The sequence below is a fragment of the Deltaproteobacteria bacterium genome, from assembly GCA_020848905.1.
Taxonomy (GTDB): Bacteria; Myxococcota_A; Polyangia.
Genome location: JADLHG010000027.1, coordinates 50,500 through 75,531 on the forward strand (window position 1 = coordinate 50,500; position 25,032 = coordinate 75,531).

General features: G+C 70.7%; 24 protein-coding genes. 11 read left to right on the plus strand and 13 right to left on the minus strand.

Annotated features, from left to right (window positions below; genetic code table 11):
- The first annotated feature begins 77 nt into the window (after positions 1 to 77).
- The 7 genes from IT371_11045 (at position 78) to IT371_11075 (ending at position 7,962) form a co-directional block, all read left to right on the plus strand.
- The gene (locus IT371_11045) at positions 78 to 1,445 is read left to right on the plus strand and encodes an insulinase family protein (GenBank protein MCC6748188.1); all 1,368 of its coding nucleotides are present in this window, start codon (positions 78 to 80) and stop codon (positions 1,443 to 1,445) included.
- Positions 1,442 to 3,652: an insulinase family protein gene (locus IT371_11050; protein ID MCC6748189.1), complete on the plus strand. Its 2,211-nt coding sequence runs from the start codon at positions 1,442 to 1,444 to the stop codon at positions 3,650 to 3,652. Before IT371_11045 ends, IT371_11050 begins: the two co-directional genes overlap by 4 nt.
- A gap of 73 nt (positions 3,653 to 3,725) precedes the next feature.
- Entirely contained in the window at positions 3,726 to 4,307 is a 582-nt protein-coding gene (locus IT371_11055; GenBank protein ID MCC6748190.1) for a sigma-70 family RNA polymerase sigma factor, read from the plus strand.
- On the plus strand, positions 4,304 to 5,659 hold the full coding sequence (locus tag IT371_11060; protein ID MCC6748191.1) for a FecR domain-containing protein: 1,356 nt from the start codon (positions 4,304 to 4,306) through the stop codon (positions 5,657 to 5,659). The genes IT371_11055 and IT371_11060 overlap by 4 nt, the downstream gene beginning before the upstream one ends.
- A 171-nt stretch (positions 5,660 to 5,830) precedes the next feature.
- Entirely contained in the window at positions 5,831 to 6,412 is a 582-nt protein-coding gene (locus tag IT371_11065; protein ID MCC6748192.1) for a response regulator, read from the plus strand.
- Positions 6,413 to 6,448: 36 nt separating this feature from the next.
- Positions 6,449 to 7,315 (plus strand): 2-oxo acid dehydrogenase subunit E2, encoded by an 867-nt coding sequence (locus IT371_11070; protein ID MCC6748193.1) that lies wholly within the window; start codon positions 6,449 to 6,451, stop codon positions 7,313 to 7,315.
- Positions 7,316 to 7,329: 14 nt separating this feature from the next.
- Complete coding sequence (locus tag IT371_11075) at positions 7,330 to 7,962, plus strand: hypothetical protein (GenBank protein ID MCC6748194.1); 633 nt, start codon at positions 7,330 to 7,332, stop codon at positions 7,960 to 7,962.
- Positions 7,963 to 7,988: 26 nt separating this feature from the next.
- Here the strand turns inward: IT371_11075 and IT371_11080 are convergent, their stop codons facing one another.
- The 5 genes from IT371_11080 to IT371_11100 all read right to left on the minus strand — a co-directional run bounded on the left by IT371_11080 (position 7,989) and on the right by IT371_11100 (position 14,116).
- On the minus strand, positions 7,989 to 9,191 hold the full coding sequence (locus IT371_11080; protein MCC6748195.1) for an acetylornithine transaminase: 1,203 nt from the start codon (positions 9,189 to 9,191) through the stop codon (positions 7,989 to 7,991).
- On the minus strand, positions 9,188 to 10,075 hold the full coding sequence (gene argB, locus IT371_11085; GenBank protein ID MCC6748196.1) for an acetylglutamate kinase: 888 nt from the start codon (positions 10,073 to 10,075) through the stop codon (positions 9,188 to 9,190). Before argB ends, IT371_11080 begins: the two co-directional genes overlap by 4 nt.
- A 43-nt stretch (positions 10,076 to 10,118) precedes the next feature.
- The gene (gene argJ / locus IT371_11090; GenBank protein MCC6748197.1) at positions 10,119 to 11,345 is read right to left on the minus strand and encodes a bifunctional glutamate N-acetyltransferase/amino-acid acetyltransferase ArgJ; all 1,227 of its coding nucleotides are present in this window, start codon (positions 11,343 to 11,345) and stop codon (positions 10,119 to 10,121) included.
- Positions 11,346 to 11,372: 27 nt separating this feature from the next.
- Positions 11,373 to 12,422, minus strand: a complete 1,050-nt coding sequence (locus tag IT371_11095) for an N-acetyl-gamma-glutamyl-phosphate reductase (protein ID MCC6748198.1) — start codon at positions 12,420 to 12,422, stop codon at positions 11,373 to 11,375.
- 89 nt (positions 12,423 to 12,511) lie between these two features.
- On the minus strand, positions 12,512 to 14,116 hold the full coding sequence (locus tag IT371_11100; protein MCC6748199.1) for a right-handed parallel beta-helix repeat-containing protein: 1,605 nt from the start codon (positions 14,114 to 14,116) through the stop codon (positions 12,512 to 12,514).
- Positions 14,117 to 14,353: 237 nt separating this feature from the next.
- On the opposite strand from IT371_11100, the gene IT371_11105 reads away from it, so the two are divergent.
- Positions 14,354 to 15,376, plus strand: coding sequence for an amidohydrolase family protein (locus IT371_11105; GenBank protein ID MCC6748200.1), 1,023 nt, complete (start codon positions 14,354 to 14,356; stop codon positions 15,374 to 15,376).
- Positions 15,377 to 15,426: 50 nt separating this feature from the next.
- On the opposite strand, the gene IT371_11110 is transcribed toward IT371_11105, so the two are convergent.
- From IT371_11110 to IT371_11120, 3 genes are read right to left on the minus strand one after another with little or no spacing between them, the layout of a single operon-like run.
- Complete coding sequence (locus IT371_11110; GenBank protein ID MCC6748201.1) at positions 15,427 to 16,302, minus strand: formylglycine-generating enzyme family protein; 876 nt, start codon at positions 16,300 to 16,302, stop codon at positions 15,427 to 15,429.
- Positions 16,299 to 17,060 carry an ABC transporter ATP-binding protein gene (locus IT371_11115; GenBank protein ID MCC6748202.1) on the minus strand — a complete coding sequence of 254 codons (762 nt, stop codon included), beginning with the start codon at positions 17,058 to 17,060 and terminating at the stop codon, positions 16,299 to 16,301. The genes IT371_11110 and IT371_11115 overlap by 4 nt, the downstream gene beginning before the upstream one ends.
- A complete protein-coding gene (locus tag IT371_11120; protein ID MCC6748203.1) occupies positions 17,057 to 18,493 on the minus strand; it encodes a hypothetical protein in 1,437 nt (478 codons plus the stop codon). Before IT371_11120 ends, IT371_11115 begins: the two co-directional genes overlap by 4 nt.
- Before the next feature lie 41 nt (positions 18,494 to 18,534).
- On the opposite strand from IT371_11120, the gene IT371_11125 reads away from it, so the two are divergent.
- Positions 18,535 to 19,200 (plus strand): class I SAM-dependent methyltransferase, encoded by a 666-nt coding sequence (locus IT371_11125; GenBank protein ID MCC6748204.1) that lies wholly within the window; start codon positions 18,535 to 18,537, stop codon positions 19,198 to 19,200.
- Between the two features lie 64 nt (positions 19,201 to 19,264).
- On the opposite strand, the gene IT371_11130 is transcribed toward IT371_11125, so the two are convergent.
- From IT371_11130 to IT371_11145, 4 genes are all read right to left on the minus strand, one after another.
- Complete coding sequence (locus tag IT371_11130) at positions 19,265 to 20,005, minus strand: hypothetical protein (protein ID MCC6748205.1); 741 nt, start codon at positions 20,003 to 20,005, stop codon at positions 19,265 to 19,267.
- 119 nt (positions 20,006 to 20,124) lie between these two features.
- Positions 20,125 to 20,820, minus strand: coding sequence for a Fic family protein (locus IT371_11135; GenBank protein ID MCC6748206.1), 696 nt, complete (start codon positions 20,818 to 20,820; stop codon positions 20,125 to 20,127).
- A 144-nt stretch (positions 20,821 to 20,964) separates the two neighbouring features.
- A complete protein-coding gene (locus IT371_11140) occupies positions 20,965 to 22,137 on the minus strand; it encodes a ferritin-like domain-containing protein (GenBank protein MCC6748207.1) in 1,173 nt (390 codons plus the stop codon).
- Between the two features lie 64 nt (positions 22,138 to 22,201).
- Positions 22,202 to 22,714, minus strand: coding sequence for a 2Fe-2S iron-sulfur cluster binding domain-containing protein (locus IT371_11145; GenBank protein MCC6748208.1), 513 nt, complete (start codon positions 22,712 to 22,714; stop codon positions 22,202 to 22,204).
- Positions 22,715 to 22,850: 136 nt separating this feature from the next.
- Between IT371_11145 and IT371_11150 the strand changes: the two genes are divergently transcribed.
- Positions 22,851 to 23,579, plus strand: coding sequence for a TetR/AcrR family transcriptional regulator (locus IT371_11150; protein ID MCC6748209.1), 729 nt, complete (start codon positions 22,851 to 22,853; stop codon positions 23,577 to 23,579).
- A gap of 440 nt (positions 23,580 to 24,019) precedes the next feature.
- Positions 24,020 to 24,592, plus strand: a complete 573-nt coding sequence (locus IT371_11155) for a hypothetical protein (protein ID MCC6748210.1) — start codon at positions 24,020 to 24,022, stop codon at positions 24,590 to 24,592.
- Here the strand turns inward: IT371_11155 and IT371_11160 are convergent.
- A partial coding sequence (locus IT371_11160) for a PD40 domain-containing protein (protein MCC6748211.1) occupies positions 24,553 to 25,032 on the minus strand: 480 nt, incomplete at its 5' end. The genes IT371_11155 and IT371_11160 overlap by 40 nt on opposite strands.

Consider the following 25,032-nt stretch of genomic DNA (forward strand, 5'->3'; position numbering starts at 1 on the left):
CGAAAGCTAGCACAAGTTCCGGCTGTGGCGCAGCGAGGCGTGGGGTATAAGTGGGGGCGAGTCCACAAGGAGAACGCATGCGCCCGTCGGTCTCGCTCTTCCTCACGGCCCTGCTCGGGCTCGCACCGGTCGACGCGGTGCGCGCCGCGCCCGTCTCGAACGCCTCGCACGCGGTGAAGGTAGAGCTGAAAGTGTGGCAGCTCGCCAACGGGCTGCAGGTCATCTTCTGCCCGCACCGCAAGGTCCCGGCCGTCACGGTCCAGCTCTGGTACCACGTGGGGTCCAAGGACGAGCGCGTGGGGGTCCGCGGCGTGGCTCACATGTTCGAGCACATGATGTTCAAGGGCTCGCGGCACGTGCGCCCCGAGGAGCACGCCCGCATGATCTCGGCCGTGGGGGGCAACACCAACGCCTTCACCTCGGAGGACGTGACGGCCTATCACAACACGCTGCCCCGCCAGTACCTGGACTTCGCGCTCCGGCTCGAGGCGGACCGCATGCGCCACTTCGTGCTGACCGATCAGACGATCGCCAGCGAGCGCGAGGTGGTGAAGGAGGAGAAGCGCCTGCGGCTCGAGAACAGCCCCATCGGGCGCTCTCTCGAGGCGATCCACGCCCTCTCCTTCACGCGGCACTCGTACGCCTGGACCCCGGCCGGTGAGATCGCCGACCTCAACCAGACCAAGAAGGACTTCTACCAGCGCTTCTACGACACCTACTACGTGCCGAACAACGCCACGCTGATCGTGGTGGGGGACGTGGACGAGCAGGAGGTGCGAAAGAGCGTCGCGCGCTACTTCGACCCGGTTCCGAAGGGCAAGGCCCCGCCGCGCGTCTCGCTGGTCGAGCCGGCCCAGACGGCGCTGCGCGAGAAGCGCGCCGACTGGCCCTCGCAGCTCAACGTGGTCCTCGGCGCCTACCACATCCCCGAGGCCAAACACCCCGATTTCCTGCCGCTGCAGGTGCTCTCCACGATCCTTTCGGGGGGGCGCGCCTCGCGCCTCTACCAGACCATCGTGCGCAAAGGAAAGCTCGCGCTCGAGGCGGGCGGCTTCGCCATGCCGCGCGAGCACCCGGGGCTCTTCTTCGTCTACGGCGTGGGGCTGCCGAACCACGACCTGGAGAAGCTGCGCGCCGCGCTCTTCGCGGAGCTCTCCCGCGTGACGAAGAGCGGCGTGACGGCCAAGGAGCTCGAGAAGGCCAAGAACCAGCTCGCCACGCAGCACCTGCGCGGCCTGCGCACCCTCTACGGCCTGGCCTACCAGATCGGCATGTCGACCTACCTCGAGGGCGATCCGGGCGCCTTCCTGACGGAGGTGAAGCGGCTCGAGCGGGTCACGACGAAGGACGTGCAGCGCGTGGCGGGGACCTACCTCACCGACGCGAACCTGAACCTCCTCTTGCTCCCCGCGAGCTCCGCCAAGGCCAAGGGAGGTGCGCGATGAAGCGCCTCGGTCTTCTCCTCGGAGTCGCCGCCGCGCTGGCCTGCCGCCCGACGCTGGCCCCGACCCCCCAGCCGCTCAAGGACCTCAGGCCCATCACGCGGCCCGTCGCCGCCGCGCCGCAAGACCCTTGGGCCGGCCGCAAGGACCTCATCCCCACCCCGGAGCTGCGCCCGGCCGCCGCGCTCACGCTTCCGTCGCTCGAGCGCTACAAGCTGCCGAACGGCCTGTCGGTGCTGCTCCTCCCCGACCCGCACCTCCCGTGGGCCACAGTGCAGGTCCTCGTGCGCGCCGGCTCGATCGATGACCCCGCCGACCGCGTGGGCCTGGCGGACTTCGTGGCCGAGATGCTCCGCCACGGGACGAAGCGCCTCTCGGCCGATCAGATCGCCGAGACCGTCGAGGCCACGGGGGCGCAGCTCACCTCCAACGCGGGCTACGAGTTCACGAGCGTGAGCTGCGGCGGTCGCAGCCAGAATCTCGAGCTCTGCCTGCGCATGGTGGCCGACCTGCTCGTCGCGCCCTCCTTCCCCGAGAAGGAGATGGCCGAGGTGCGCGACCGCTACAAGGGCTCCGTGCGCGAGGCCCGCGACGACCCGGACACGCTGGCCGAGCTGCACTTCAACAATCTCCTCTACGGCGACGACCACCCCGCGGGGCGGCCCCTCACGAACGAGGGCCTGGACCGCATCACGCGCAAGGACCTCTTGGCCTTCCACCGCGCGCGCTACGTGCCCGGCCAGGCGCTCCTCGCCGTCTCGGGCGACTTCGACGGCGGAAAGCTCAAGACCCAGCTCGCGGCCCTCTTCCGCCGCTGGCGCGCCGCCGAGACGGAGAAGGTCGCGCGCACGCCGGTCAAGGACCCGGCCCCCGGGCTGAAGGTCCTGCTCGTGGACAAGCCCGACCTGACCCAGTGCTTCTTCGCCCTGGGGCACGCGGGGATCCCGGTCGGCCACCCGGACCGCGACGCGGTGAAGCTCATGAACTACGTGCTCGGCGGGGGCGGCTTCAGCTCGCGGCTGATGCAGGTCGTGCGCGCCGAGGGAGGCAAGACCTACGGTATCAGCAGCCGCTTCAACGCCTCGACCACGGACGGGTCGTTCCTGGTGGCCAGCTTCACGCGCAACGCCGAGATCGTCGCCACGCTCAAGCTCGTCCAGCGCGAGCTCGGCCGGATGCACGAGAAGCCCCCCACGGCCGAGGAGATCAAGGCCGCGAAGGGGCGCATCGTGGGTGGCTACGCGATGGAGTTCCAGACCGCGGCGCAGCTCGCGAGCTCACTCGCCGAGGCGCAGCTCCGCGGGCTGCCCGACGCCTACATCACGGAGCTCCCGCTGCGCGTGGACCGGCTCTCGCCGCAGGAGATCGCCGCGGCCGGGACGAAGCACCTCCGGCCCGGGCGCCTCGTGGTGAGCCTGGTGGGCAAGGCCGCCGAGGTGGCTCCGCTGCTCAAGGCCGCGGGGATCCCCTTCACGCAGCTCTCGTACCTCGACCCGATCAGCGCGCGCGAGCGGCGCGAGAAGAAGGAGCGCGGCAGCGCCGAGGTGACCCCCGCGCAGCGCAAGGCGGCTCGCGCGGTCCTCGAGCGGGCGGCCCGCACCATGGGGGGCCTCAAGCGGCTCTCGGCGGTCCGCGCCCTGCGCCTCGCGGGCAAGGTGAAGATGGGCCCCATGGAGGGGGAGTACACCGAGCTCGTACAGCCCCCCGACCGGCTGCGCATCGCGCTGACGATGGAGAAGCGCATGCAGCTCGTGATGGTGCTCGACGGGGACAAGGTCTTCGCGCAGACCACCGGCGGCAAGCGGCAGACGCTGCCCCCGCACAAGGTGCGCGAGCTGAAGACCGACCTCTGGCGCGGCGCCGTGCTGGTGGTGCGGAACGCCCTCGGCGAGGGGGTCGCCGCGAGGCCCGTCGAGGAGGGCCCGCTCGCGCAGGACAAGGCGCGCGTGGCCATCGAGGTGACGCCGGCCGGTCTCGAGCCCACCACGCTGGTCTTCGAGCGGAAGAGCCACCGGCTGGTCGAGATCCGCTATCGCACGAGCACCGGGGAGGAGCGCACGGTCGAACTCGGTGACCACCGCAAGGTGGCGGGCCTCCTCATTCCGCACCGCCTCTCGAGCAAGGGGGGACGCATGCCGCAGAGCACGACGTTCACCAAGGTCGAGCTCAACCCGACGGTCGGCACCACCGACTTCGGCGTGGAGAAGTAGCCGGGGCCCCGTCGCGCGTTTTTTCGGGAACCGAGGCGGGGGGGCGGCGTGTAACAGGGCGATGGGCAGAGCCGTGTCCCTTCTCGAACAGGCCGCACCGCAGCGAGGCCGAGAGCTGGACCAGATCACGCTGGCCCGGGCGCGGCGCGGGGACCGGAGCGCTCAAGCGGATCTGGTGACCCACTACGGGCCGCAGATCTACGCCCTCGTCGGGCGGCTGATGGTCAGCCAGCCCAGCCAGGTGGACGACCTGGCGCAGGACACGCTGATCAAGGTGCTGGGGGCGCTGCCCCACTTCGACCCGCAGGGGCCGGCGCGCCTCTCCACGTGGATCCTGACGGTCGCAACGCGGACCTGCCTGGACGTGCTCCGTCGTCGGCGGCGCGTGGAGCCCCTCGTGGACGAGCCAGAGGGAACGAGCGCTTCCCCCGAGCGCACAGCGACGGACCGCCAGCTTGCGCGGAAGGTGATGCGCGCGATGGCCGAGCTCCCCGACGAGCAGCGTGCGGTGCTGGTCCTGCGCGCCTACCACGACTGGGACTACGACGAGATCGGGACCGCGCTCAAGCTCGAGCCCGGGACCGTGAAGTCGCGCCTCTCGCGGGCGCGGCAGGCTCTCCGACAGGCGCTCGGTGGGCCGGAGGACGCACTATGAGGGAGCCGCACGATCCCGAGACCCCGTCCCCCGAGGAGCGCCGCTGGCTCGAGGCGTGGCCCGCGAGAGAAGCCCCGCCCGACCTGGCGGAGCAGGTGCTCGCGCGGGCGACACGCCCCTCCGGCCGGAGCCGGCGGCTGGCCCTGCTGGTCGGTGCCGTCGCGGCGGCGGGCCTCGTCGCCGGGTGGTGGGTCCTCCTCGCCGGCTCGGAGCTCCAGGGAGAGCTCCGGAGCGAGGAGCGCACCACGCTCCGCCTCGGTCGGCGCGCCGTCGTCGTAGCGGAGGCGGGAACCGCGTTCAGCTACCGCGTGCGCCGTTCGGGAGCCGCGCGCGTGGTGCAGTCGGCGGGGAACGCCTTCTATCGTGTCGAGCCGGGCGGACCGTTCGAGGTCGAGACGCCGGCCGGCCTGGTCCAGGTGCTCGGCACCTGTTTTCGCGTGGAGGTACATCCGATGAAAGCCCATCGCGCAGGACTCGCAGGGGCGGCGGCCGGCGCCGCGCTCGCCACGGTGGTCGTCGTCTCGGTCTACGAGGGCAAGGTGCTCACGGCCTCGCCCCGCGGCTCGCTCCGTCTGGCGGCAGGAGAGGTCGGCAAGCTGGACGGCACGCGGGCGCCGGAGCGGCTGGACGGCGAAGCGGCCGCGATAAACAACGCAGCCCGAGGCGGCGCGACGGCAGGGGTGCGACGAAACGACGCACCTCCCGGGAGCCTCGTCGAGCAGCACCAGCGTCTGGCCGGGGAGGCCGAGCGGCTTCGCGCGCAGGTCAAGACGCTCGAGGGCCAGCTCCAGCAGGCCAAGGGCCCGGGGAAGGACCCCTACCGCGCGTTCGATCTGTCGAAGGAGGAGCTCGTCGGCATGGCCAAGAAGTGCGAGCTCCGGTGGGACACCCCGCCGCTCGGCGCGGAGCCCTCGACCGCCTCGGAGGAGACCGTGCGCGAGCTCGGCTTGACCGACCAGGAGAAGGCCGCCGTCAATCAGGTCTTCGCCGGCAATCACCGGCGAACCCTGCAGGACCTGCGCAAGCTCTACGTCGAGGTGACGGGAGACGCGAAGGGCTCCGACACGCTTTCGCCCCGCGCCCTGATGGAAGAAATCGACGACAAGTCCACCAAACAGGAGCTGAAGCAGGTCTTCCAGAAGCTGGCTCGCGAGCGCGCGGGGCTCCAGGCGCCGCCGGCCGAGCTCTCGGGCACCACCGCCCTCGAGCGGCTGTATCGGCTGCTCACCAGCATGGGGGACCGGGTGGAACGCGAGCTGGGGGGTCAGATCGGTCCGGACCTGGCACGACGCTACCGGGAGCTGCGCGGCGGCTTCGGCAGCCGCTCCCGGAGCTCGAACGGCTGTCCCTGATCGCCCAAGCCCTTCCGCTGGCGTCCGCTCCTTCCTTTCGCCCGAGTCCTTGCATTCCACGCTTCAGCAGCGGTATAGAAGCCGACAGGTTTCATGCGGTCGGCTTCACCGAGAGTGGGGGTTGTCGGCACCGGCCAGGCGACGCACCGTAGGTAGAGCGCATAGACCCTCATGGCACGTATCTATTCATCGCGTAAGATCGGTCACCTCGTCGGCGCCGATCCGTCCAGCGTGAACCGCTGGATCGACTCGGGCCGTCTCAAGGCCTTTCGCACCCCCGGCGGACATCGGCGGGTGCTCTACCCCGACCTCCTCAAGTTCCTCGACGAGTGCGGCATGCCCGTCCCCGACGAGCTCCGCTCCGAGCGGCGCAGCGTGCTCCTCGTGGACGAGGATGACGGGGCGATCAAGACGCTCAAGCGCGCCCTCACGCGCTCCGAACGCTCGATCGAGGTGCACTCCTGCACCTCGGGGATCGAAGCGCTGATCCACATCGGCGCGAAGCGCCCCGACGTGGTGGTCCTCGAGGTGGCGATGCCCGGGCTCGACGGCGTCGAGGTCTGCAAGCGCCTCAAGGCCAGCAGCACGACCCAGGACGTGGCCGTGATCCTGGTCACCGAGCGACCCGCCGCGGGCCTCGAGAAGCGGGCCCTACAGGCGGGGGCCATGGCCTTTCTCGAGAAGCCCGTCAAGCCGGCGGTGCTCCTCGACTACATCGGCAAGGTTCCGCGCCCCGCCGTGGCGCGCGGGTAGTTCCCCCGAAACCCCGGGCGCTCGTATAGTCCTGGCATGCCCAACATCGACCTGGAAGCGCAGGACCGCGTCTCGGCCTTCCGACGCGTGGCCATCGGCACGTGGCGCACGACCCACGACCCGCAGATCTACGGCGGCCTCACGCTGCGCATGGAAGAGGCGCTGCGCTACATCGAGGCCTTCCGCGAGGCCACCGGCAAGCGCCTCACCGTCACCCATCTCGTGGGCAAAGCGGTCGCGATGGCGCTGGCCGAGGTGCCGGGGGCGAACGTGCTCCTGCGCTTCAACCGGCCCTACCGGCGTCGCCGCGTGCACGTCTTCTTCTCCGTGATGCTCCCGAAGGGGGATGGCGGCGACGCGGACCTCTCCGGCGTGCGCCTCGAGGACGTGGACCGCAAGAGCCTCGTCGAGCTGGTGGACGAGCTCGACACGCACCTTCTGCGCGTGCGCAGCGGCAAGGACGAGGTGCTCGAGCGCTCGCGCAGCGCCTTCTCGCGCATTCCCTATCCCCTGCTCAACGCGGCCATCGACTTCATCTCGCTCGCCTGCTACGGGCTGAACCTGGACCTGAGCCGCCTCGGCATCCCGAACGACCCCTTCGGCTCGGTGGTGGTGACGAACATCGGCTCCCTCGGCCTCGACGAAGGCTACGCCCCGCTCATCCCGTACTGCCGCGCGCCGATCCTCGTGGCGGTCGGCGCGGTGGGGGACACGCCCGTCGTGCAGAACGGGAAGGTGCGCCCCGCCAAGACCATGCGCGTGCAGGCCACGCTCGACCACCGGCTCATCGACGGGGCGCACGCCGCGGCGCTGGCCCGTGTGCTGCGCGCGTGGCTCGAGCAGCCCTTCCAGCACTTCGACGCTCTCGGTACGCCCTCGCGACCGGTGACCCGCATCCGCTGAGGTATCATCACCGCATGCGCTGGTTGCTCGGCATCGTGATCGGCCTGCTCCCCCTCGGGGGATACCTCGTGCACGAGCGACTCGACCGGCGGGCCGACCCGTGCATCGGTCGCTGCGGCTCGGGCACGCGCTGCGAGAAGGAGCGCTGCGTCGCGCTCCCGGCGGAGCCCGCCGAGCCCGCCGAACCATCCCGCCGTGGCAAGCGCAAGCGCCGCGGTGGACGCGCGGGAGCCGCCGCCGGAGGAGGCGAGCCGCACGAGCCGCCGCTTCGCACTCCGAGCGCCGCGGACCTGCGGGCCAGCACGCAAGGTCCCTCCCTCGGCGGCACTGACGTGGTGGACATGTCCGAGGCCGGCGACGAGCGCGAGCTGAGCAGTGCGGAGGTGGACCGACGCTTCCGCCTGCTGGACACGTCGATCGTGGCCTGCATCGACCGCGCGCGCGAGGGCTGGGCCGTTCAGTCGGGGCAGGTGAGCGTGGCCTTCCGGATCGAACGCTCGGGCAAGGTGCAGAAGGTCCAGGTCAGCTCCCCCGCCCTCCTGCAGCGCAACGGCCTCCACCGCTGCATCGCGCCCCTCGTCACGCGCCTCACCTTCCCGGCGAGCAGCCGGGCCCTCACCATGCGCTACCCGTACCGGCTGGAGTAGGTTCCCCGAGCGGCCAGCGCCGCCCGCTACGCGGCCACCCGGGCGAGGACGCGCCCGAGGATCGCGACCGCCTGGTCGAGCTCGGCCGGGCCGATGACCAGCGGCGGCTCGAGGCGCAGGACGCGGTCGCCGAGGGCGTTCAGGATGAGACCCACCGGCGTCGCGCCGCGGCAGGCCTCCTCGACCTTCGCCGCGAGCGGCTGCGAGAGCTCCACCCCGAGGAGCAGCCCCTGCCCGCGCACGTCCTTGATCAGCGGCTGCTCGCGCGCGAGGCGCTCGAGCTCCCCCTTCAGGTACGCGCCGCTCCGCGCGGCGTTCTCGGTGAGCCCCCCCTCGAGCAACCCCACGTAGGCCAGCGACGCCGCGCAGGCCAGGAAGTTGCCGCCGAAGGTGGAGGCGTGCCAGCCCGGCGGAAAGGCCGTCGCGAGCTCCTCGCGCGCCAGCGTGGCGCCGATCGGAAAGCCGGCGCCCAGCGTCTTGGCCAGCGACACGATGTCCGGGCGAATGCCCTCGTGCTCGAAGGCGAAGGTCTTGCCCGTGCGCCCCATCCCCGTCTGCACCTCGTCGAGCAGCAGCAGCAGCCCGAGCTCGTCGCAGAGCTCGCGCACTCCCCGGAGGTAGCCGGCCGCCGGCACCCTGACCCCCCCTTCCCCCTGAATCGGTTCGAGCAGCACGGCGCAGGTCTGCTCGCTCACCGCCGCGCGCAGCGCCGGCAGATCGTCGTACTCCACCCAGCGGATGCCCGGCAGGAGCGGCGCGAAGCCCCGATGGAAGCGGTCCTGCCCCGTGGCGGTCAGGGCCCCGAAGGTCCGCCCGTGGAAGCTCCCCCGCGCGGCGAGGATCTCGTAGCGTCCTCCGCGACGCTCGTTCCCCCAGCGCCGCGCCAGCTTGATCGCGCCTTCGTTGGCCTCCGTCCCGCTGTTGCAGAAGAAGGCCCGCATCCCGCCGCTCAGGCGGTGGAGCTCCCGCGCGAGCCGCGCCTGCAGCTCGTTGTGGTAGAGGTTGCTCACGTGCATGAGCCGCCCGGCCTGCTCGCGGATCGCCGCCACGATGACCGGGTGGCTGTGCCCGGCCCCCATCACGGCGATGCCGGAGAGCAGGTCCAGGTACTCCTTCCCCTCGGTGTCCCAGAGGCGACAGCCCTCGCCGCGCTCGAAAGCCACGGGGAGCCGTCCGTAGGTCGGGATGATGTAGCGGCTGGTAGCGTCGATGATCTCTTGCAGGTTCACGCGCGTCGCTCTCCGGTTCCGACGATCATGGTGCCGATGCCTTGCCTGGTGAAGAGCTCCATGAGCAGACAGTGCAGCACCGCTCCGTTGATGATGTGCGCCTTCTTCACGCCCCCCTCGAGGGCCCAGAGGCAGGCCTCTACCTTGGGGATCATTCCCTTGTCCACCACCTTGTTCGCGATCAGCTCCCGCGCCTGCGCCACCGTCAGCTCGGGGATGAGCGTGCTCGGGTCCTTCGGGTCGCGCAGAATCCCTTGTACGTCGGTCATCATGATCAGCTTCGCGCAGCCGAGCGCCTGGGCGAGCTTCCCCGCGCAGTGGTCCCCGTTCAGGTTGAGCGTGTTGCCCTTCGGGTCGCCGCCGATGCAGCTCACCACGGGCAGGTAGCGCCCGGCGATCAGCGTGTGCAGGATCCCCGGGTTGACGTGCTGGATCTCCCCGACGAAGCCGAGGTCGGTCCCCTCCGGTCCGCGCTGGCCCATGCGCCGCACGGCGAGCAGGTCTCCGTCCTTGCCCGAGAGCCCGACCGCCGCCACGCCCTCCGCGCGCACGAGCTGCACCAGCTCCTGCTGGATCTTCCCCACCAGCACCATCTGCGCGATCTCCGCCGTCTCGGCGTCGGTGACGCGCAGCCCTTGCACGAACTCGGACTCCTTGCCCATGCGCTTCATCATGTCGGTGATCTCGGGGCCGCCCCCGTGGACCAGGATGGGCGTGATCCCGACGAAGTGCAGCAGCACCAGGTCGCGGATCACCTCGCGCTTGAGCGCGTCGTCCACCATGGCGTGACCGCCGTACTTCACGACGATGGTCTTGCCGTAGAACTCGCGGATGTAGGGCAAGGCCTCGACGAGGACCTGGGCCCGCTGCTGCAGCATCTCCATCGGCTCTCCTCGGTGCGCGGGGCGACGGCCACCCGTCACGCTGCTACGTGCGGTACTCCGCGTTGATCCGCACGTAGTCGTAGGTCAGGTCGCTCCCCCAGACGGTCCACTCGGCCTTGCCGAGCCCGAGGCTCACCGTCACCTCGATCGTCTCGCTCTGCTTGAGGAGCTCGTGCGCCGCCTGCTGGTCGAACGCGGCCGGCGTCCCCTGGTGCACTACCCGCAGGGGCCCGAGCCAGATCGAGAGCTTCTCGGGGCGAACCTTCACCGGCGCGTACCCGACCGCCGCGGCGATGCGCCCCCAGTTCGGGTCGTTGCCGAACATCGCGCACTTCACCAGGTTCGAGTTCGCGATGCTCAGGCCCACGCGCTTGGCCTCGGCCTCGGTCCGCGCGTCGCGCACGGTGATAGCCATGACCTTCGTCGCTCCTTCGCCGTCGCGCACGATCTCGCGGGCGAGCTGCTGCGCGAGCTGCGTGAGTCCCTCGAGGAAGCGCGCGTAGTCGGCGCCCTTGGCCTCCGCGAGCGGCCGGTTACCCGCCTGCCCGTTCGCGAGGACCAGCACCGTGTCGTTCGTGGACTGGTCTCCGTCCACGGTGATCGAGTTGAACGAGCGCGCCACCGCCGCCTTCAGCGCCTGCTTCAGCACCGCCGGGGTGGCCGCGACGTCGCTCGTGAGGAAGCAGAGCATGGTGGCCATGTTGGGGGCGATCATCCCCGCCCCCTTGCAGATGCCGCCGATCGTGACGCGCTTGCCACCCACGGTCACCTGGACCGAGCCGTGCTTGGCCCGGCTGTCGGTGGTCATGATCGCCTGGCCGGCGTCGGGACCGCCCCGCGGGCTGAGCTGCTGCACCGCGAGCCAGATCCCGGCCGTCACCTTCTCCATCGGGAGCTGCGGCCCGATCACCCCCGTCGAGGCCACGAGCACCGCGGAGGGCTCGAGCTCCAGCGCGCGCCCCACCACCTCGGTCATCGCACGGGCGTTCGCCAGCCCCGGCTCGCCCGTGCACGCGTTGGCCACGCCGGCGTTCACCACCACCGCCCGGATCGCGCGTCCTCGCCGTCGCAGGTGCTCCTGGCAAACCCGCACCGGCGCGGCCCGCACCTGATTCGACGTGAAGACCCCCGCCGCGGCGCACGGCGTCTCGCTCACGAGCAACGCCAGGTCCTTCTTGCCGCTCGCCTTGAGGCCGCACTGCACCCCGGCCGCGAGAAATCCTTTCGGGCTGGTGACCGTCCCCGCGTCGGCTGGACGTGCTTTGGCCATGCCTTCTCCTTGCAGCGGCGCCCGAGGCTACGGCGCGAGCGCCCCGGTCACGAGTCCGGCTCGCTCGTCCTGGCCGGTCATCAGGTTCGCGTTCTGCACCGCCTGCCCCGCCGCCCCCTTGATGAGGTTGTCGATCGCCGCGAGCGCGATCACTCGCCCCGTACGCGGGTCCGGGGTCACGCTGACGTCGCAGAAGTTCGACCCCACCACCTGCTTGAGTTGCGGCGACGTGCCGCTCGGCCGCACCCGCACGAAGGGCTCCGCGGCGAAGCGCGTGGCGTAGAGCCCCTGGAGCTCGTCGGCGGAGACCGGCCGCACGAGCGTCGCGTAGGCCGTGGTCAGAATGCCGCGGCTGACCGGCAGGAGGTGCGGGGTGAAGGAGATCTGCACGGCCTCGCCCGCGAGGTGCGAGAGCTCCTGCTCGATCTCGGGGGTATGGCGGTGCTGCGCCACGCCGTAGGCCTTGTAGTCCCCCGCCACCTCGCTGAAGAGGTAGCTCGTGGTGACGTGCGCGCGCCCGGCGCCGGAGACGCCGCTCGCGCTGTCCACGATCAGGCTCGAGAGCTCTACGAGGCGCGCCTCGAGCAGCGGCGCGAGCGCCAGGATCGCGGAGGTCGGATAGCACCCCGGGTTGGCCACGAGCTCGGCCTTCCGCACCGCCTCCCGGTAGACCTCCGGCAAGCCGTAGATGGCGCGCGCGAGCCAGCTCTCCGAGGCGTGCTCGAGCTTGTACCACTGCCGGTAGGCGGCGACATCGTGCAGACGGTAGTCGGCCGCGAGGTCGATGACCTTCACCCCCGCCTCGAGCAGCGCGGGAGCCAGCTTCATCGCCTGGCCGTTCGGTGTGGCGAAGAAGACGACCTGCGCGCTCCGCCGGAGCGCCGCCTCGTCGTAGGCCACGCAGGTGAGGTCGGTCAGCCCGAAGAGGTGCGGCTGCGCCTCGGCGAGCGAGACGGCGGTCTCGCTCCCCAGCCGGTAGAGCCCCGCGAGCTCGAAGCCGGGGTGGCCGAGCAGGAGCCGCGCGAGCTCTCCCCCCGTGTAGCCGGTGGCGCCGACGATCGCCGCGCGCGTCTTCATGGACCCCTTCCTCCTCGAGCCGGAGCTCGGGTTCGGAGGGGGATGGTAGGGCAATCGGGGGAGAAAAGGGAGAGGCTAGCGGAGCGAGCTTACCGACGACGGCGACGGAAGGCCAGGCCCAGCGCCGCGGCCAGGCCGAGGAGCGCGAAGGGCCAAAGGCTCGTCGGACGCTCGGCCAGCTCGCAGGAGCAGCCGCCACCGCCGGAGGTCCCGCCGTCACCCTGCGGCGTCGTGCCGCCATCGGCCTTGGGCACAACGCCGCCGTCGGGCTTCGGCGCCGCACCGTCGGGCTTGACCACCGTGCCGTCGGTCGGGGGCACCGTGCCGTCCACCGTGGGGCGCCCGTCCTTCACGCCACCGTCGCGCGGCGGACCCGCGTCCGGCGTGACCGCGCCGCCGTACTCGTGCGCCCCGATGTCGTAGGCTGCGCCCTGGGGCCGCGCCGCGCCGAAGTAGTCGTCCTTCACGTCAGCCAGCGTCGTGCCCTTGTCCACGCAGGGCGAGCCCGACGGGATCTTGAAGCCGTCGGGCTTCTTGTCGTTGATGTTGATGAGGTTGCAGTTCACCCCGGTCACGTCCTTGGCGTTCACCCCCGCCGCCGGAGGCGTACCGCCCAGCCAGTTGTTGCTGGCAAAGGTCGGGTACGGCCCGCTCGCGCCCAGCTCGAGGACCTGGGTGTTGGACTGGATCACGATGTTGTTCGCGATCGTCGTGCTGGCGTGCGCCCCCTGCTCGATGGTGATGCCCACGTTCTGAGCCTGCGAGAAGGTGTTGTTCGCGATGAGCGAGTTCTTGAGGCCCGCCCCGGAGATGGCCGGGTACCAGGCGAAGTTGCCGCCGCAGGCCGACACGATGTTGTTCATGACCTTGTGGCCCTTGGTCACCGCGTCGTCGCTGAGCGAGATGCCGCCCGGTCGGTTGCCGCCCGTCTGCCAGATCACGTCCGTCGTGCAGTAGATGAAGTTCCGCGCGATGGTGACGGCTTCCGACGCCTCGACGTACACGTTGTCGGTCAGGTTGTCGTAGAGCGTGTTGCCCCGCACGACGTTGTTCTTCCCCTCGGTGACCGCCAGGCCCTGGCCGTGGTTGTTATAGATCGTGTTGTTCGCGACCTCGGTCTTCTCGGAGGCGCCCACGGCCACGCCCGGACCCACGCCCGTCTGATTGTGAGCCGCGTTGAACATCTGGTTCTTGTAGACGGTGTTTCCGGAGATCTGCACGCCGATCGCCGTGTCGGCCGCGATGCCGCCGTAGGCGTTGTCGTGGATCTTGCAGTTCAGGATCTTGTGGTTGTCCCCGGAGACCATCAGGCCGACCCCCTTGGAGCCACGCACGTCGAAGCCCTCGAAGGAGATCCCCTTGCCGTTGACCGAGACCAGCGCGTCGGTGGCCACCGCCGGGAGCGTGTTGTTACCGTTGATCACCACGGCGGCGCCGCTCGCCGCCTGAAAGCGGATGCCGCTGGCCCCGCCGTCCTTGTCGATCAGCACCACCTCGGCGTAGGTCCCGGCCTGCACGATCACCGTATCGCCGGGCAAGACCTGGTTCGCCGCATAGGTGATGGTCTTCCACGGCGAGGCCTGGGTCCCTGCTGCCGCGTCATCCTTGCCGGTCGGGGCCACGTAGTAGTCCTTCGCGTACGCGGTCCCGGCCACAAGACAGAGCATGCTCCCCACGATGATGCTTGTGCGCATTTCTATCTCCCTTAATCTCTAAGTGGCATGGAACTATCTCACAGCACTCCGGCCTTGGCAACGACCGCTCCTCGACGGAAAACGTGGCTCCTCGCGCTCGGCATCACGCTCGCGATTTCCGTGCCGGCGTGCCGTTCGCGGAGCGCGAAAACGCGTGACGGAGATCTCCTTTCGGCCCCCGTCCAGGGTCCGGCGGCGCGACCCGACCCACCGCGCCTGCCCTTCATCGACTCGCACGTGCACATAACGCCGCTGCCCGAATCCTTCAACGAGGCGCTGCGCATCTTCTCGCAGGTCGGCGTGACCAAGTTCGCCGTGAAGAGCGCGGGGGTCCCTGGCACCCCCCGGTACGAAGCGACCCGGCGGCTGGCCGGCGTGCTGGGCGAGAAGATGGCCTTCTTCATCAACCCCGACTGGGAAGGGATCGACGAGCCGGGCTGGGGGCGCCGCGAGGCCGACCGGCTGGCCCAGGCCATGCGCGACGGGGCGAGCGGGATCAAGATCTTCAAGGATCTCGGGCTCGGGGTGCGCCTCGCGAACGGCAAGCTCCTGAAGGTGGACGACCCCAGGCTCGATCCGCTCTGGGCGCGCGCGGGGGCGACCGGAGCCATCGTGGCCTGGCACGTGGCCGATCCGGTGGCCTTCTTCAAGCCCGTCACCCCCGAGAACGAACGCTACGACGAGCTCAAGCTGGCGGAAGACTGGAGCTTCCACGGCAAGGACTTCCCCTCCTTCCTCGAGCTCATGGCCGCGCGCGACCGCGTGGTGCGCAAGTTCCCGAAGACCATCTTTCTCGGGATTCACCTCGCCGGCTACTCCGAGAGCCTGGACTACGTGGCGAGGCTCCTCGACACGGCCCCCAACTTCTACGTGGACGTGGCCGCCCGCGTCCCCGAGCTCGGCCGCCATCCGGCGCACAAGGCGCGGGCCTTCTACGTCAAGTACCAGGACCGCGTCCTCTTCGGCACCGATCTCATCGTCACCCCGAACGGCATGCAGCTCGGCTCGGTCTCGCCGAACCCACCCACCTTCGAGGACGCGCTGAAGTACTACGCGATCCACCGGCGCTACTTCGAGACGAGCGACCGCCAGTTCGATCATCCCACCCCCATCCAGGGGCGCTGGAAGATCGACGGGGTGGGCCTGCCGCGCGAGGTGCTGCACAAGATCTACGTGGAGAACGCCGAGCGGCTGATCTTTCTTCCGCGAAAGAGATGGCTCGCGGCGCAGGCGAAGGGGGGCGAGCCGAAGCGGCCGTAGCCGGACCCTTCCTTTGCGCGACCGGCGTCACATCCTGAGCGAAGAAGCCCTTACTCGACGCTCTTCGCGCAGCGAAAACCGAAGTGGTGGAAAGGTCGGTTGAGCGGCACGTGCGGCCGGCGTCTCGCCGCACGCGCGTCGGACGCAGGCCAGTACCACGACCCGCCCTTCACGATCTTCAGCCGGTGGCCGGGGCATTCGTCCGCGCCCCCGCAGGGGCCCTTCGGGTTCGGTCCCTCGCACTCCTTGCCGCAGGCCGCGTAGCTCGGCGAGTACCAGTCCGCCACCCACTCCCACGAGTTCCCCGCCATGTCGTAGAGCCCGTAGGGTCCCGGCGGACGCGAGCCGACGTCCCAGGTCGCGCCGCGCCCCTCCTTGCCCACCCCGCAGCCGCGCCCCTTGAGGTCCATGATGATCGCGCGCGCGCAGGTGCAGCGCTCGTTGCCCCAGGGATAGGTTCGACCGTCGGTGCCGCGCGCGGCCTTCTCCCACTCCGCCTCGGTGGGGAGGCGCTTGCCCTTCGACTGGCAGTACTGGCGCGCGTTGAACCAGCTCACCCCCACGACGGGCTGCTTCGGCTCCGAAAAGCCCTTGTAGCCCGCGCCCGCCCGGTACTTCGGCCCGGCCTTCTCGCAGGCCCCCGCCTTCACGCAGGCCTGGTACTCGGCGTGCGTCACCTCGTACAGATCCATGTAGAACGTGTCGACCCAGACCCGGTGGGCCGGCCGCTCGTCCTTGAGTCCCGTGTCCGAGCCGCGCTGGTACTCGCCTCCCGGCACGCACGCCATGCCGGCGGGCGTCTTGCCACACGGGCGCGCGACGGGCGTGGCGCCAGCGCGTGGCCTTTCGGCGCGAGGCTCCTCGGCGCGGGCCAGGCCCACCGCGCCGACGAAGCAGATCCCCAGCGCCAGAAATCGTCGCTTCATGCGTCCTCCGTCGTCGTCTCGCGCGCCTCCGGAGCAGCGGCTCCGCCTTCCACGCGCATCAACCGTTCGAGCTCCCCGGCCGTGGCTGCCGCGCGCACCGCGTCCCCCGAGGCGACGCGCGCCAGTCGGCCACGATGCAAGAGGAGAGCGCGATCCAGGTGCGGCGCGAGCAGGTCCAGGTCGTGCTCCGTCCACAGCGCCGCCGTCCCTCGCCGCACGCGCGCCACCACCTCGGTGACGAGGGCGCGGCTGCTGCGGGCGTCCACGCCGGCGAGGCCCTCGTCGATCACCAGGAGCTCGGGCTGGCTCACCAGCGCCACCACCCAGGCCGACTTGCGCTGCATCCCGTGCGAGAGCTCCCCCACCAGGCGATTGCCGTCCTGGTCGAGCTCCGTCAGAGCGAGGAGCCGCGCGAGCTCGGCGCGGTCGAGCGGGACGCGCTTCACGCCGCACACGAACTCCGCCAGCTCCTCGACGGTCAGGTACGGCGGGAGCTGGAGATCCTGCGCCACGTACCCGAGGTGCCGGCGCGCCTCGAGGGGCGCCGCGAAGACGTCGTGGCCCAGGATGAGCGCCGCGCCCGCGTCGGGGACGAGCTGCCCCGACAGGATGGCCAGGGTCGTGGTCTTGCCCGCGCCGTTCTCGCCGAGCAGCGCCACGAGCTCGCCGCGACCGAGCTCCAGCTCGAGCGCATCCAGCGCGAGGCGACGTCCGTAGGCCTTGGACAGCCCGCTCACCTCCAGCACCGGAGCCGTCATCGCCGCAGTCCGTAGGGTAGGGCCAGGGCCACGGCAGCGGCCGCGAGGCCCGCGAAGGCGAGCAGGCCCGCCGCGCTCCACGAGAGCCCGAGGAGGGCCAGGGCGAGCCCGACCGCCGAGGCCAGCGGCGCGACGAGGCCCCAGCGCCCCGCGCGCGCGGCGTCCCCCGAGCGGGTCGCCGCCGTGCAGAGGAGCGACGTGGCGAGAAGCTGCGCGCCGAGCAGCGCCGACGCGCCGGGACCGTGGCGCCACCCCACGGCGAAGGCCAGGCCCGCCGTCAGATGCGCGCCGACCCAGAGCAACGCGAGCCAGCGCCCGAGCCACGCGGCGCTCCGCGGCGCCGGGAGCGTGAGCAGGTACCGCGCCCCCGCCGCCCTCGGGGAGCGACGCACGGGCAGGCTCGCCACCCAGGCCACGAGCAGCGCGGCAAAGAGCGGAGCCGCCGCCGTCGGTGCGCCGACGTTCACGCCGTAGGCCAGCGCCCCGAGGAGGGCGAGCGCGATCCAGCCCCAGAGGCCGCGTTGCGCGCGCGCCTGCTCGCGCAGCTCTTTCCAGAAGTGCGGACGCCAGCTCGCGGGCAGCCCCCGCGCCACGGCGGCACCGTAGGGGGGCTCGGCGGGAGCCGGTCGTCCGCCGTAGATCGTGCGCGCCGCCTCGACCACGCGCGGGATCACCTTCAGCGCGTGGCGCCCGTAGACCCACGCGCCGATCGCGAGCACGAGCCCCCCGAGCCAGAGCGGACTCAGAAAGAGCAGCCAGGCCCGACCGAGCGAGCCCGGACTCGCGCCTCCCACGAGCTGCCGCAGCCCCGCCTCGGAGATTGCGGCCACCACCGCGGCCAGGGCGAAGGCCAGCGCCGGCACGATGTAGAACGGACCGTGCCGCTCGATCCCATAGCTCCCGGCCATCCAGAGGCGCAGCGCGCGCACCGGCGCCTCGTCGGCATCGGCGAGCCACCCGGCGATCCCCGCCATGCCGAGCGCGAGGGCCGCGCTCCCCGCGAACACCGCGCCGAAGTAGGCCGCGAGGAGCTGTCGCAGGTGGAGCGAGCTCCCCTCCCCCACCCCCGCGCCGAGTCCGACGGCCAGGAGCAGCCAGGGCCAGACGGTGCGCACAAAGACCCAGCCGCCGAGGCGGAAATGCGCGCTCCCGGCGAGCGGCAAGGGGAGGAGCGGCAGATGCGCGGGGTCGTGGTAGAGCGCGCCCACCGCGAGGGGGGGCAGCGGTCCCACGAGCGCGAGCCCGAGCCAGTAGAGCCGGTCGAGCGAGACCGACTCCGCCGCGAGCGGGCGCCCGAGCAGGTAGCCGAAGCCGAGCGCACCCAGGGTCAGCGCGCCGAAGACAGCGCCGCCCCGGGACTCCGCGCGTTCGCGCCGCGCGAGCCAGAGGCCCATGGATTTGACGCTGGCGCCCGGAGCGCGGGTGGCTACCATCGGGCTCCGAGGTATAGCATCCCTCGCTCGAGGAGTTCGAGATGAAGCGCGCGTCCCTGGTCGTCGGTCTCGTCGGTCTCGTCGGTGCGGTGAGCCTCGGCCGGGCCGCCCCGCCCGCGCACGAGATGCCCCATCGCTTTCGTGACGCCGCAAGGTGGGCCAAGGTCTTCGAGGGGCCCGAGCGCGACCGGTGGCAGCGGCCGGACGCCGTCCTGGACGCGCTGAAGCTCAAGGGACCGCTCCGCGTCGCGGACCTGGGCGCCGGCACCGGTTACTTCGCGGTGCGCTTGGCCCGCCGGCTGCCGACGGGCACGGTCCTCGCGCTCGATCTGGAAGAGGACATGGTGCGCTACGTGCGCCAGCGCGCCGCGAAGGAGGGCCTGAAGAACCTGACCGCCGCGCGCTCGACCGCCTCGGATCCGAAACTCCCCGCCGAGGGGGTGGATCTCCTCTTCATCTGCAACACCTACCACCACCTGCCGGCGCGCACGGAGTACTTCCGGCGCCTCGCCCCGCGGCTACGCCAGGGGGGCCGCGTCGTGGTCGTGGACTTCAAGCTGGGCAAGCTCCCCGTCGGCCCCCCGGAGCACCATCGCGTCGCGCCCCCGGCCCTCGAGCGCGAGCTCGCGGCGGCGGGCTATCGTCGCCTGAGCCTCGACACCGAGACGCTCGCCTACCAGTACATCGCGGTGTACGCGCTGAAGTGAGGGCCCGGCGCGGACTACGCTGATCGGTTGCGTCGGTCTAGGCGCGCGGCCAGCGAGGCGCGCTCTACGGGTACGGGAAGCTCGTGCAGTCGTGCACCGGCAGGCGATCGGTCTTGTAGATGGGATTTTGATCGTAGCCGAGGCAAGCCACGCCCAGCTTGCCGGGCTCGAGGCCCGCGATCTGCCAGTTGGGGCGATAGACGAGCTGCCCGCGGAGCCAGTTGCACTTGTTGAGCCCACGCGCCTCGTCGTAGTCCGCGGAGGTCGGGAAGTCCGTCTTCTGGGCCTTCTTGCAGATCCAGTCCTTGACCATCTGCTCGCTCACCGTGCCGGTAAGCGCGCACGTGTCGAAGGTGGCGCAGAGCGTGTCGGCCTTCGGGGACTTCTTCCAGCAGGCCACGTAGGCCAGGTTGATCGCGACCATCACTTCTTTGGAATCGGCGGCTCCGCGCAGCTCGATGCGTGCCGCGCAGGTCCCGCTCCCCGCCGGCGTGCAGAGCTCGTTCGCCGCGCAGCTCTGGCAGCTCCCACCGATCGGCGAGCCGCAGTTGCCGCCCCCACCGTCGCCCGTGGGCACGCCCCCCTCGCCGCCCGTACCGCCGTCGAAGCTGCCCCCACCCACGTCCCAGTAGCCGCTCCCCCCGAAATCCATGCGCCCGCCGCCCCCCCAGTCGCTATATAGGCCGCCGTCGGCGTAGCCTGTCATCCCATCGGCGCGAGTCCCCTTGGTCGTACCGGCGCCGCAGCCGGCCAGGCCCACGAGGCCCAGCACGAGCACCCCGCACATCGCGTTACGCAAGGCCATGCTCCCATCTCTCCCCTTGGCCTCCAGTCTAACCGGACGGGCCAGAAATGCCGACCCCGATCCGCGGGCCCCCCAGAACACCGAGCGGGTTGGAAGTCGTAACGAGAAACGTGGGGTACTCAGTCGGCGAGCAGGCGCTCGAGCTCGACCTGGCCGCGGCGCGCTGCCTCGCGGTAGTAGGCGATCTGCGAGCGTCGCCGCAGGCCCTTGTCGGCCATGTCCCGCGAGAAAATCCCGCGCTCGAAGTACTCCTCGAGCGTGGTGAAGAGCGCCGGGGCGCGCCCGTGCTTGAGGAGCACGAGGTCCGCCATGAGCCGCGCCGTCCGCCCGTTCCCGTCGGGAAACGCGTCGAAGTAGCCCAGCCCCGCGTGCACGCGCTCGGCGAGCGCCACCGGATCTCGCCGCCCGAGCGCCTCGGCGCGCGGCGAGGCCAGCCAGCGGTAGAAACGCGACGCGTCGGCCCGGAAGCTGGCCTGGCCGAGGATGCGCTCGGGGACGAGGCCCTCGGTGAGGAGGCGGTTCAGACGGGTCGCCGTCTCGAGGTCGAGCGGCAGCTCGTGCGCGTTCGCCAGCACGAAGTCCACCGCGCACCGGTAGTTCTGCTCCGTCGTGTAGCGGATGTCCCAGCCGGGGACCTCCCAGCGCGGAAGGAGCAGGTTCTCGCCCCGCTCGTGCGTTCGACTGAGCCGCAGCGAGCTGCGCAGGAGCAGCCCCCGGAGGCTCGCCTCCTTGCGGGAGGGCGCCTCCGCGCCCCGCGCCTCGGTCCGGACGGGTAGCCCGGCGACGAGCAGGGCCAGCAGAAGCGAAAGGCGCACGCTAGAACACCGAACGGTCACGGCCCGGTACCGAGCAAGGCACGTGCCGCCCGCCAGGCCCCCTAACGCCTTGACACCAGGGACCTGTCGCCTGACGTACGCGGCCGCCTCCGACCCAGGCTGGCCGATTTTCGATGGGCCAGGTCAGAGGGCGGGGCCCGGCGCGGCGCCCTCCTCCCCGTCCAGGTCCTGCACCAGGCGCTCGGCCGAGAGCTCCGACGCGTTGACCCCGTCGAAGTACTGCATGAGCCCCGCGCGCTCGTAGTGCGGCAGCATGCGCTCGGGCATGAGCCCGATGAACCGCAGGTTCGGCACGAGCCGCGAGAACATCACCTGGCGGAACTCGCGCATTCCTTGCGACCCGTCGATGAGCACGTCCCACTGCCGGCGCGTGATGAGCCCCTCGAACCACTCCTCGTAGACCTCGTGCGCGCGAAAGCGGTTGCGCATGAGCAGCGCCACCTCGAAGGCCCAGTCCTGCCGCTCGCGCCGTTCGCGCTCCGAAAGCCCCGTGCGCAGGTGGTCGCGCAAGGCCAGAACCCCGTAGTGCACGTGCCGCGCCTCGTCCTGGATCACGTATTTGAGGAGCTGCCGCAGGAGCGGCTCGCGTGTGACGCGATAGAGCGTGCCGAATGCGCCGAGGGCAAGGCCCTCCACCATGATCTGCATGCCGAGGAACTTCATGTCCCAGCGCGCGTCGGTGATGAGCGCGTCGATGATCACGAAGAGGTTGTCGTTGATCGTGTAGAGCTTGTTCAGCTTGCCTTCCACGTAGCGCAGGAAGGTCTCCACGTGGCGCCCTTCGTCCATCACCTGCGTCGCGCCGTAGAGCTTGCCGTCCAGCCACTGCACCGACTCGGTCACCTGCGCCGCCGCGAAGAGCGCCCCCTGCTCGCCGTGCAGGAACTGCGAGAGCATCCAGCTCGTGAGGCTGTAGATCACCTCGCGGCGCTCCTGCTCCGAGAGCTTCACGCCGAGGGCCGCGAGCGCCTCGTTGTCGAAGAAGCGGTCGGGGAGCAGCGGCACCTCGGGGTTCAAGGGGTCCACGTCCACGCTCCAGTCGATCACCACGTCGGCGTCCCACTGGTTCTGCTTGGCGCGCACGTAGAGCTCCCGCATCTCCGGGAAGTCCGAGCGATAGCCAAAGTCGAAGTGCGCCGCGTGCCCAGAGACCATGTCGATGGGGCGCCCCTGACGGCCTTGCTGGAGCACCAGGCCGCGCGTCATCGAGGGCACCATGCCGGCGAGCGCGACAGGCCGCTTCACCTGCCGCAGCAGCTCGAAGAGGTCCAGCGCCATCGCCGCCTTTCGTCGCATCGGCAGGGGAAGGAGCTTCACCAGACGGTCGGAGTTCAGCATGTGGCCTCTCCTCGGGCGCGTCTCACGCGTCCAGCACCAGGTCGCCGCGCGCTCGACCCACGCAGAGCAAGACGTAGCCCGCGGCGCGCTCGTCCTCGGTCAGGCAGTTCGGCTCCGCCAGCTCGACCGTCCCCTCGAGGAGGCGCACGCGGCAGGTCCCGCAGCCGCCGAGCGCACACGAGAAGGCCAGGTCCACGCCAGCCCGCCGGCCCGCGGCGAGGAGCGTCTGCCGCGGAGTGACCGCGATGGTCCGCTCGCTGCGGGCGAAGCGCACCGCGTGCCGCACCGCACGGGCTACGGAGGCGGGGACCTCGGCACCCGATGGCCTGGGCTCGGTGGCCTGGGGTGGCGGCGACCACGCTGCCCGGGCCCGCGCGTCGGCGGCGCACTCGGGCGAGCCGCTCGAGCAGGCTCTGACCCCTTGAAACGGCGGCGTCCGCCCCCGCGTCAGGGCCGCCCGGAGGTCGGTTCGGGCCTGGCGCAGGGAGAGCAGGCCCACGCGAAGTCGGGCCGGGAGCCATTGGGTGAGCGGCATGCGTTGTCTTCCACCATGTGGTGGATTATTATTCCACCAGATGATGGATCAGGCAAACGACGAAGCGCCCGCCCCGGAAAACCGCACGGGCCGGGGTTGGCGCTCCGACGAAGTCGTGCGATGTAGAACGAGCACCATGTCCACTACCTCTTCGCCCCGACGAGCAGAACGCGCGAACGGCCTCGCCACCCGTCTGCGCATCCGGTCCGTGGCCCTGAACACCTTCGCCGCCTCGGGCTACGCGGCCACCTCGCTGCGCCAGATCGCCCTGGCGGCCGAGGTGGACCTCGCGACGCTGAAGTATCACTTCGGCGACAAGGCGGGCCTCTTCGCCGAGGTCTACTGGCTCGGTCACGACGCCTTCGTGCGCGCGCTCGGCCCGGTGCTCGAGCAGCTCGCCACCGTGCAGACCCGCGCCGAGCTCCGCGCCGAGCTCCGCACCACAGTGAGCCAGGTGCACGACTTCCTCTGCGCGAACCTCCCGTTCGCGCGGCTCGCCATGTTTCGCCTGCTCGATTCCTCGAGCGAGCCGATCGCACTCTCCGACCAGCTCGAGGCCGACGTGGTGGGCCGCATCGACCGCGCGCTGATCCACCTCACGCAGAGGCGCCTCGTGCGCGCCGTGGACACCCGCGCGTTGCTCCTGCTCCTCGTCACCTCCCTTTCGATGTGGCTCATCGCGGCCCGCGCGCGCCCCGACTGGCTCGGTGAGCCGCGCCTCGAGACCCCGGCCGGCCGCGAGCGCTTCTGCCTCTTCTTCACCGACCTCCTCGAGCAGCACCTGCTCGTCGGCCCCGCGGTCGAAGGCGCTCTCCCCGAGCTCCCGTCGCTGGCCGCGCGCGCCGCGAAGCGCAAGAACGGCTAGTCAGAACTCCGAAATCGGTCTGCGAGGGACGTCCGCCGATGGCGCGGGCGGTCGTGCGCGCATGCGGGCGGTGGGGGTGCGTCGGTGCGGCGGGGAGGAGGGCTTGTGTGTGTTTGTTTCGTGTTCTGTTCGTTGTCGTTGTCGTTGTTCTTGGTTCTGTTCTTTTGTTCGTGCAAGGACGGGCTTGACATCCGACCGGCACTTTGTTAGTATTAGCCTTATTCATGATGGCACGAACGTGCAAATCCTCCTCGGGCGATGACCGGCATTCGGGCACGCGTCGGCCGGCGGGTTCTGCAACGCAGCTTCCGTTGCCGATGCGGGAGGCAACGGGGTGGGGCGGAAAGCGCGAGGGCGCGGGAAGGAAGAAGCGGCCCGGGAGCGGACTGCCGCATCGGGCGCGACCGCTTCTGGCTAGCCGGTTTCCGGTGCACGTCACGATGAAGGTCGTTGAAGGGCTACCGAACCTGCGGAGCAAGAAGCAGCTCCGGGCGATCGAGGAGGCCTTCGTGAAGTCGGCGGGGCGCTTTGGCCTGAACCTCGCGCACTACTCGATCCAGAAGAACCACCTGCACCTCGTGACGGAGGCCAAGGACCGGGGCGTGCTGATGCGAGGGCTGCGGGCGCTGGCGATTCGCCTCGCGCACGCGCTGAACCGCACGGTGGGCCGCAAAGGGCGGGTGTTTCGGGACCGCTACCATCAGCACATCCTGAAGACGCCGAGCGAGGTGAAGGCCGCGCTCGCGTACGTGCTTCAGAATCAACGCAAGCACGCACGTGCGCGCGGCAAGTGGGTCCCGCGACGCGACCTGGACGCGTGCAGCTCGGCGCGCTACTTCGACGGCTGGAAGGACTTCAGCCCAGTGCCCCCCGACGGAGACCCGCCGGTGCTCGAGCCACGAACCTGGCTCCTCAAGACGGGCTGGAAGCTGCGAGGACTGATTCCCACGAGCGCGCCGACGACTGCCCGCGCCTACTTACCCCAGGAAAGCGTCTCGGCCTGGCCGCGATAGACCTGCTGCTGGTTCAGGCCGTCGGGGGTCGCGACCCAGACGCCCCCGCGACTCGAGCTGAAGGCGATGAGGCGGCCGTTCGGCGCCCAGGTGGGCCCCTGGTTGCTCCCTTGCCCCTGGGTGAGCCGCTTCACCTCGCCGCTCTGCACGTTCACGGTGAAGATGTCGTAGTGGCCGCGCTCGTCTCGCCCCGTGAAGGCCACGAGCGGCGTATCGGCGCGCGGACACCAGTCGGGCTCCTGGTTGTAGCTCCCACGGAAGGTGAGCCGCCGCGCCCCGCCCCCCGAGGCGGACATGACGTAGATCTGCGGCGAGCCGCCGCGGTTCGAGACGAACGCGAGCTGCGAGCCGTCGGGGGACCAGGTCGGCGAGGTGTCGATGGCCGCGTTGTGCGTGAGTCGCTTCAGCACCTGCCCCGTCGCGCTGATGACGTAGATCTC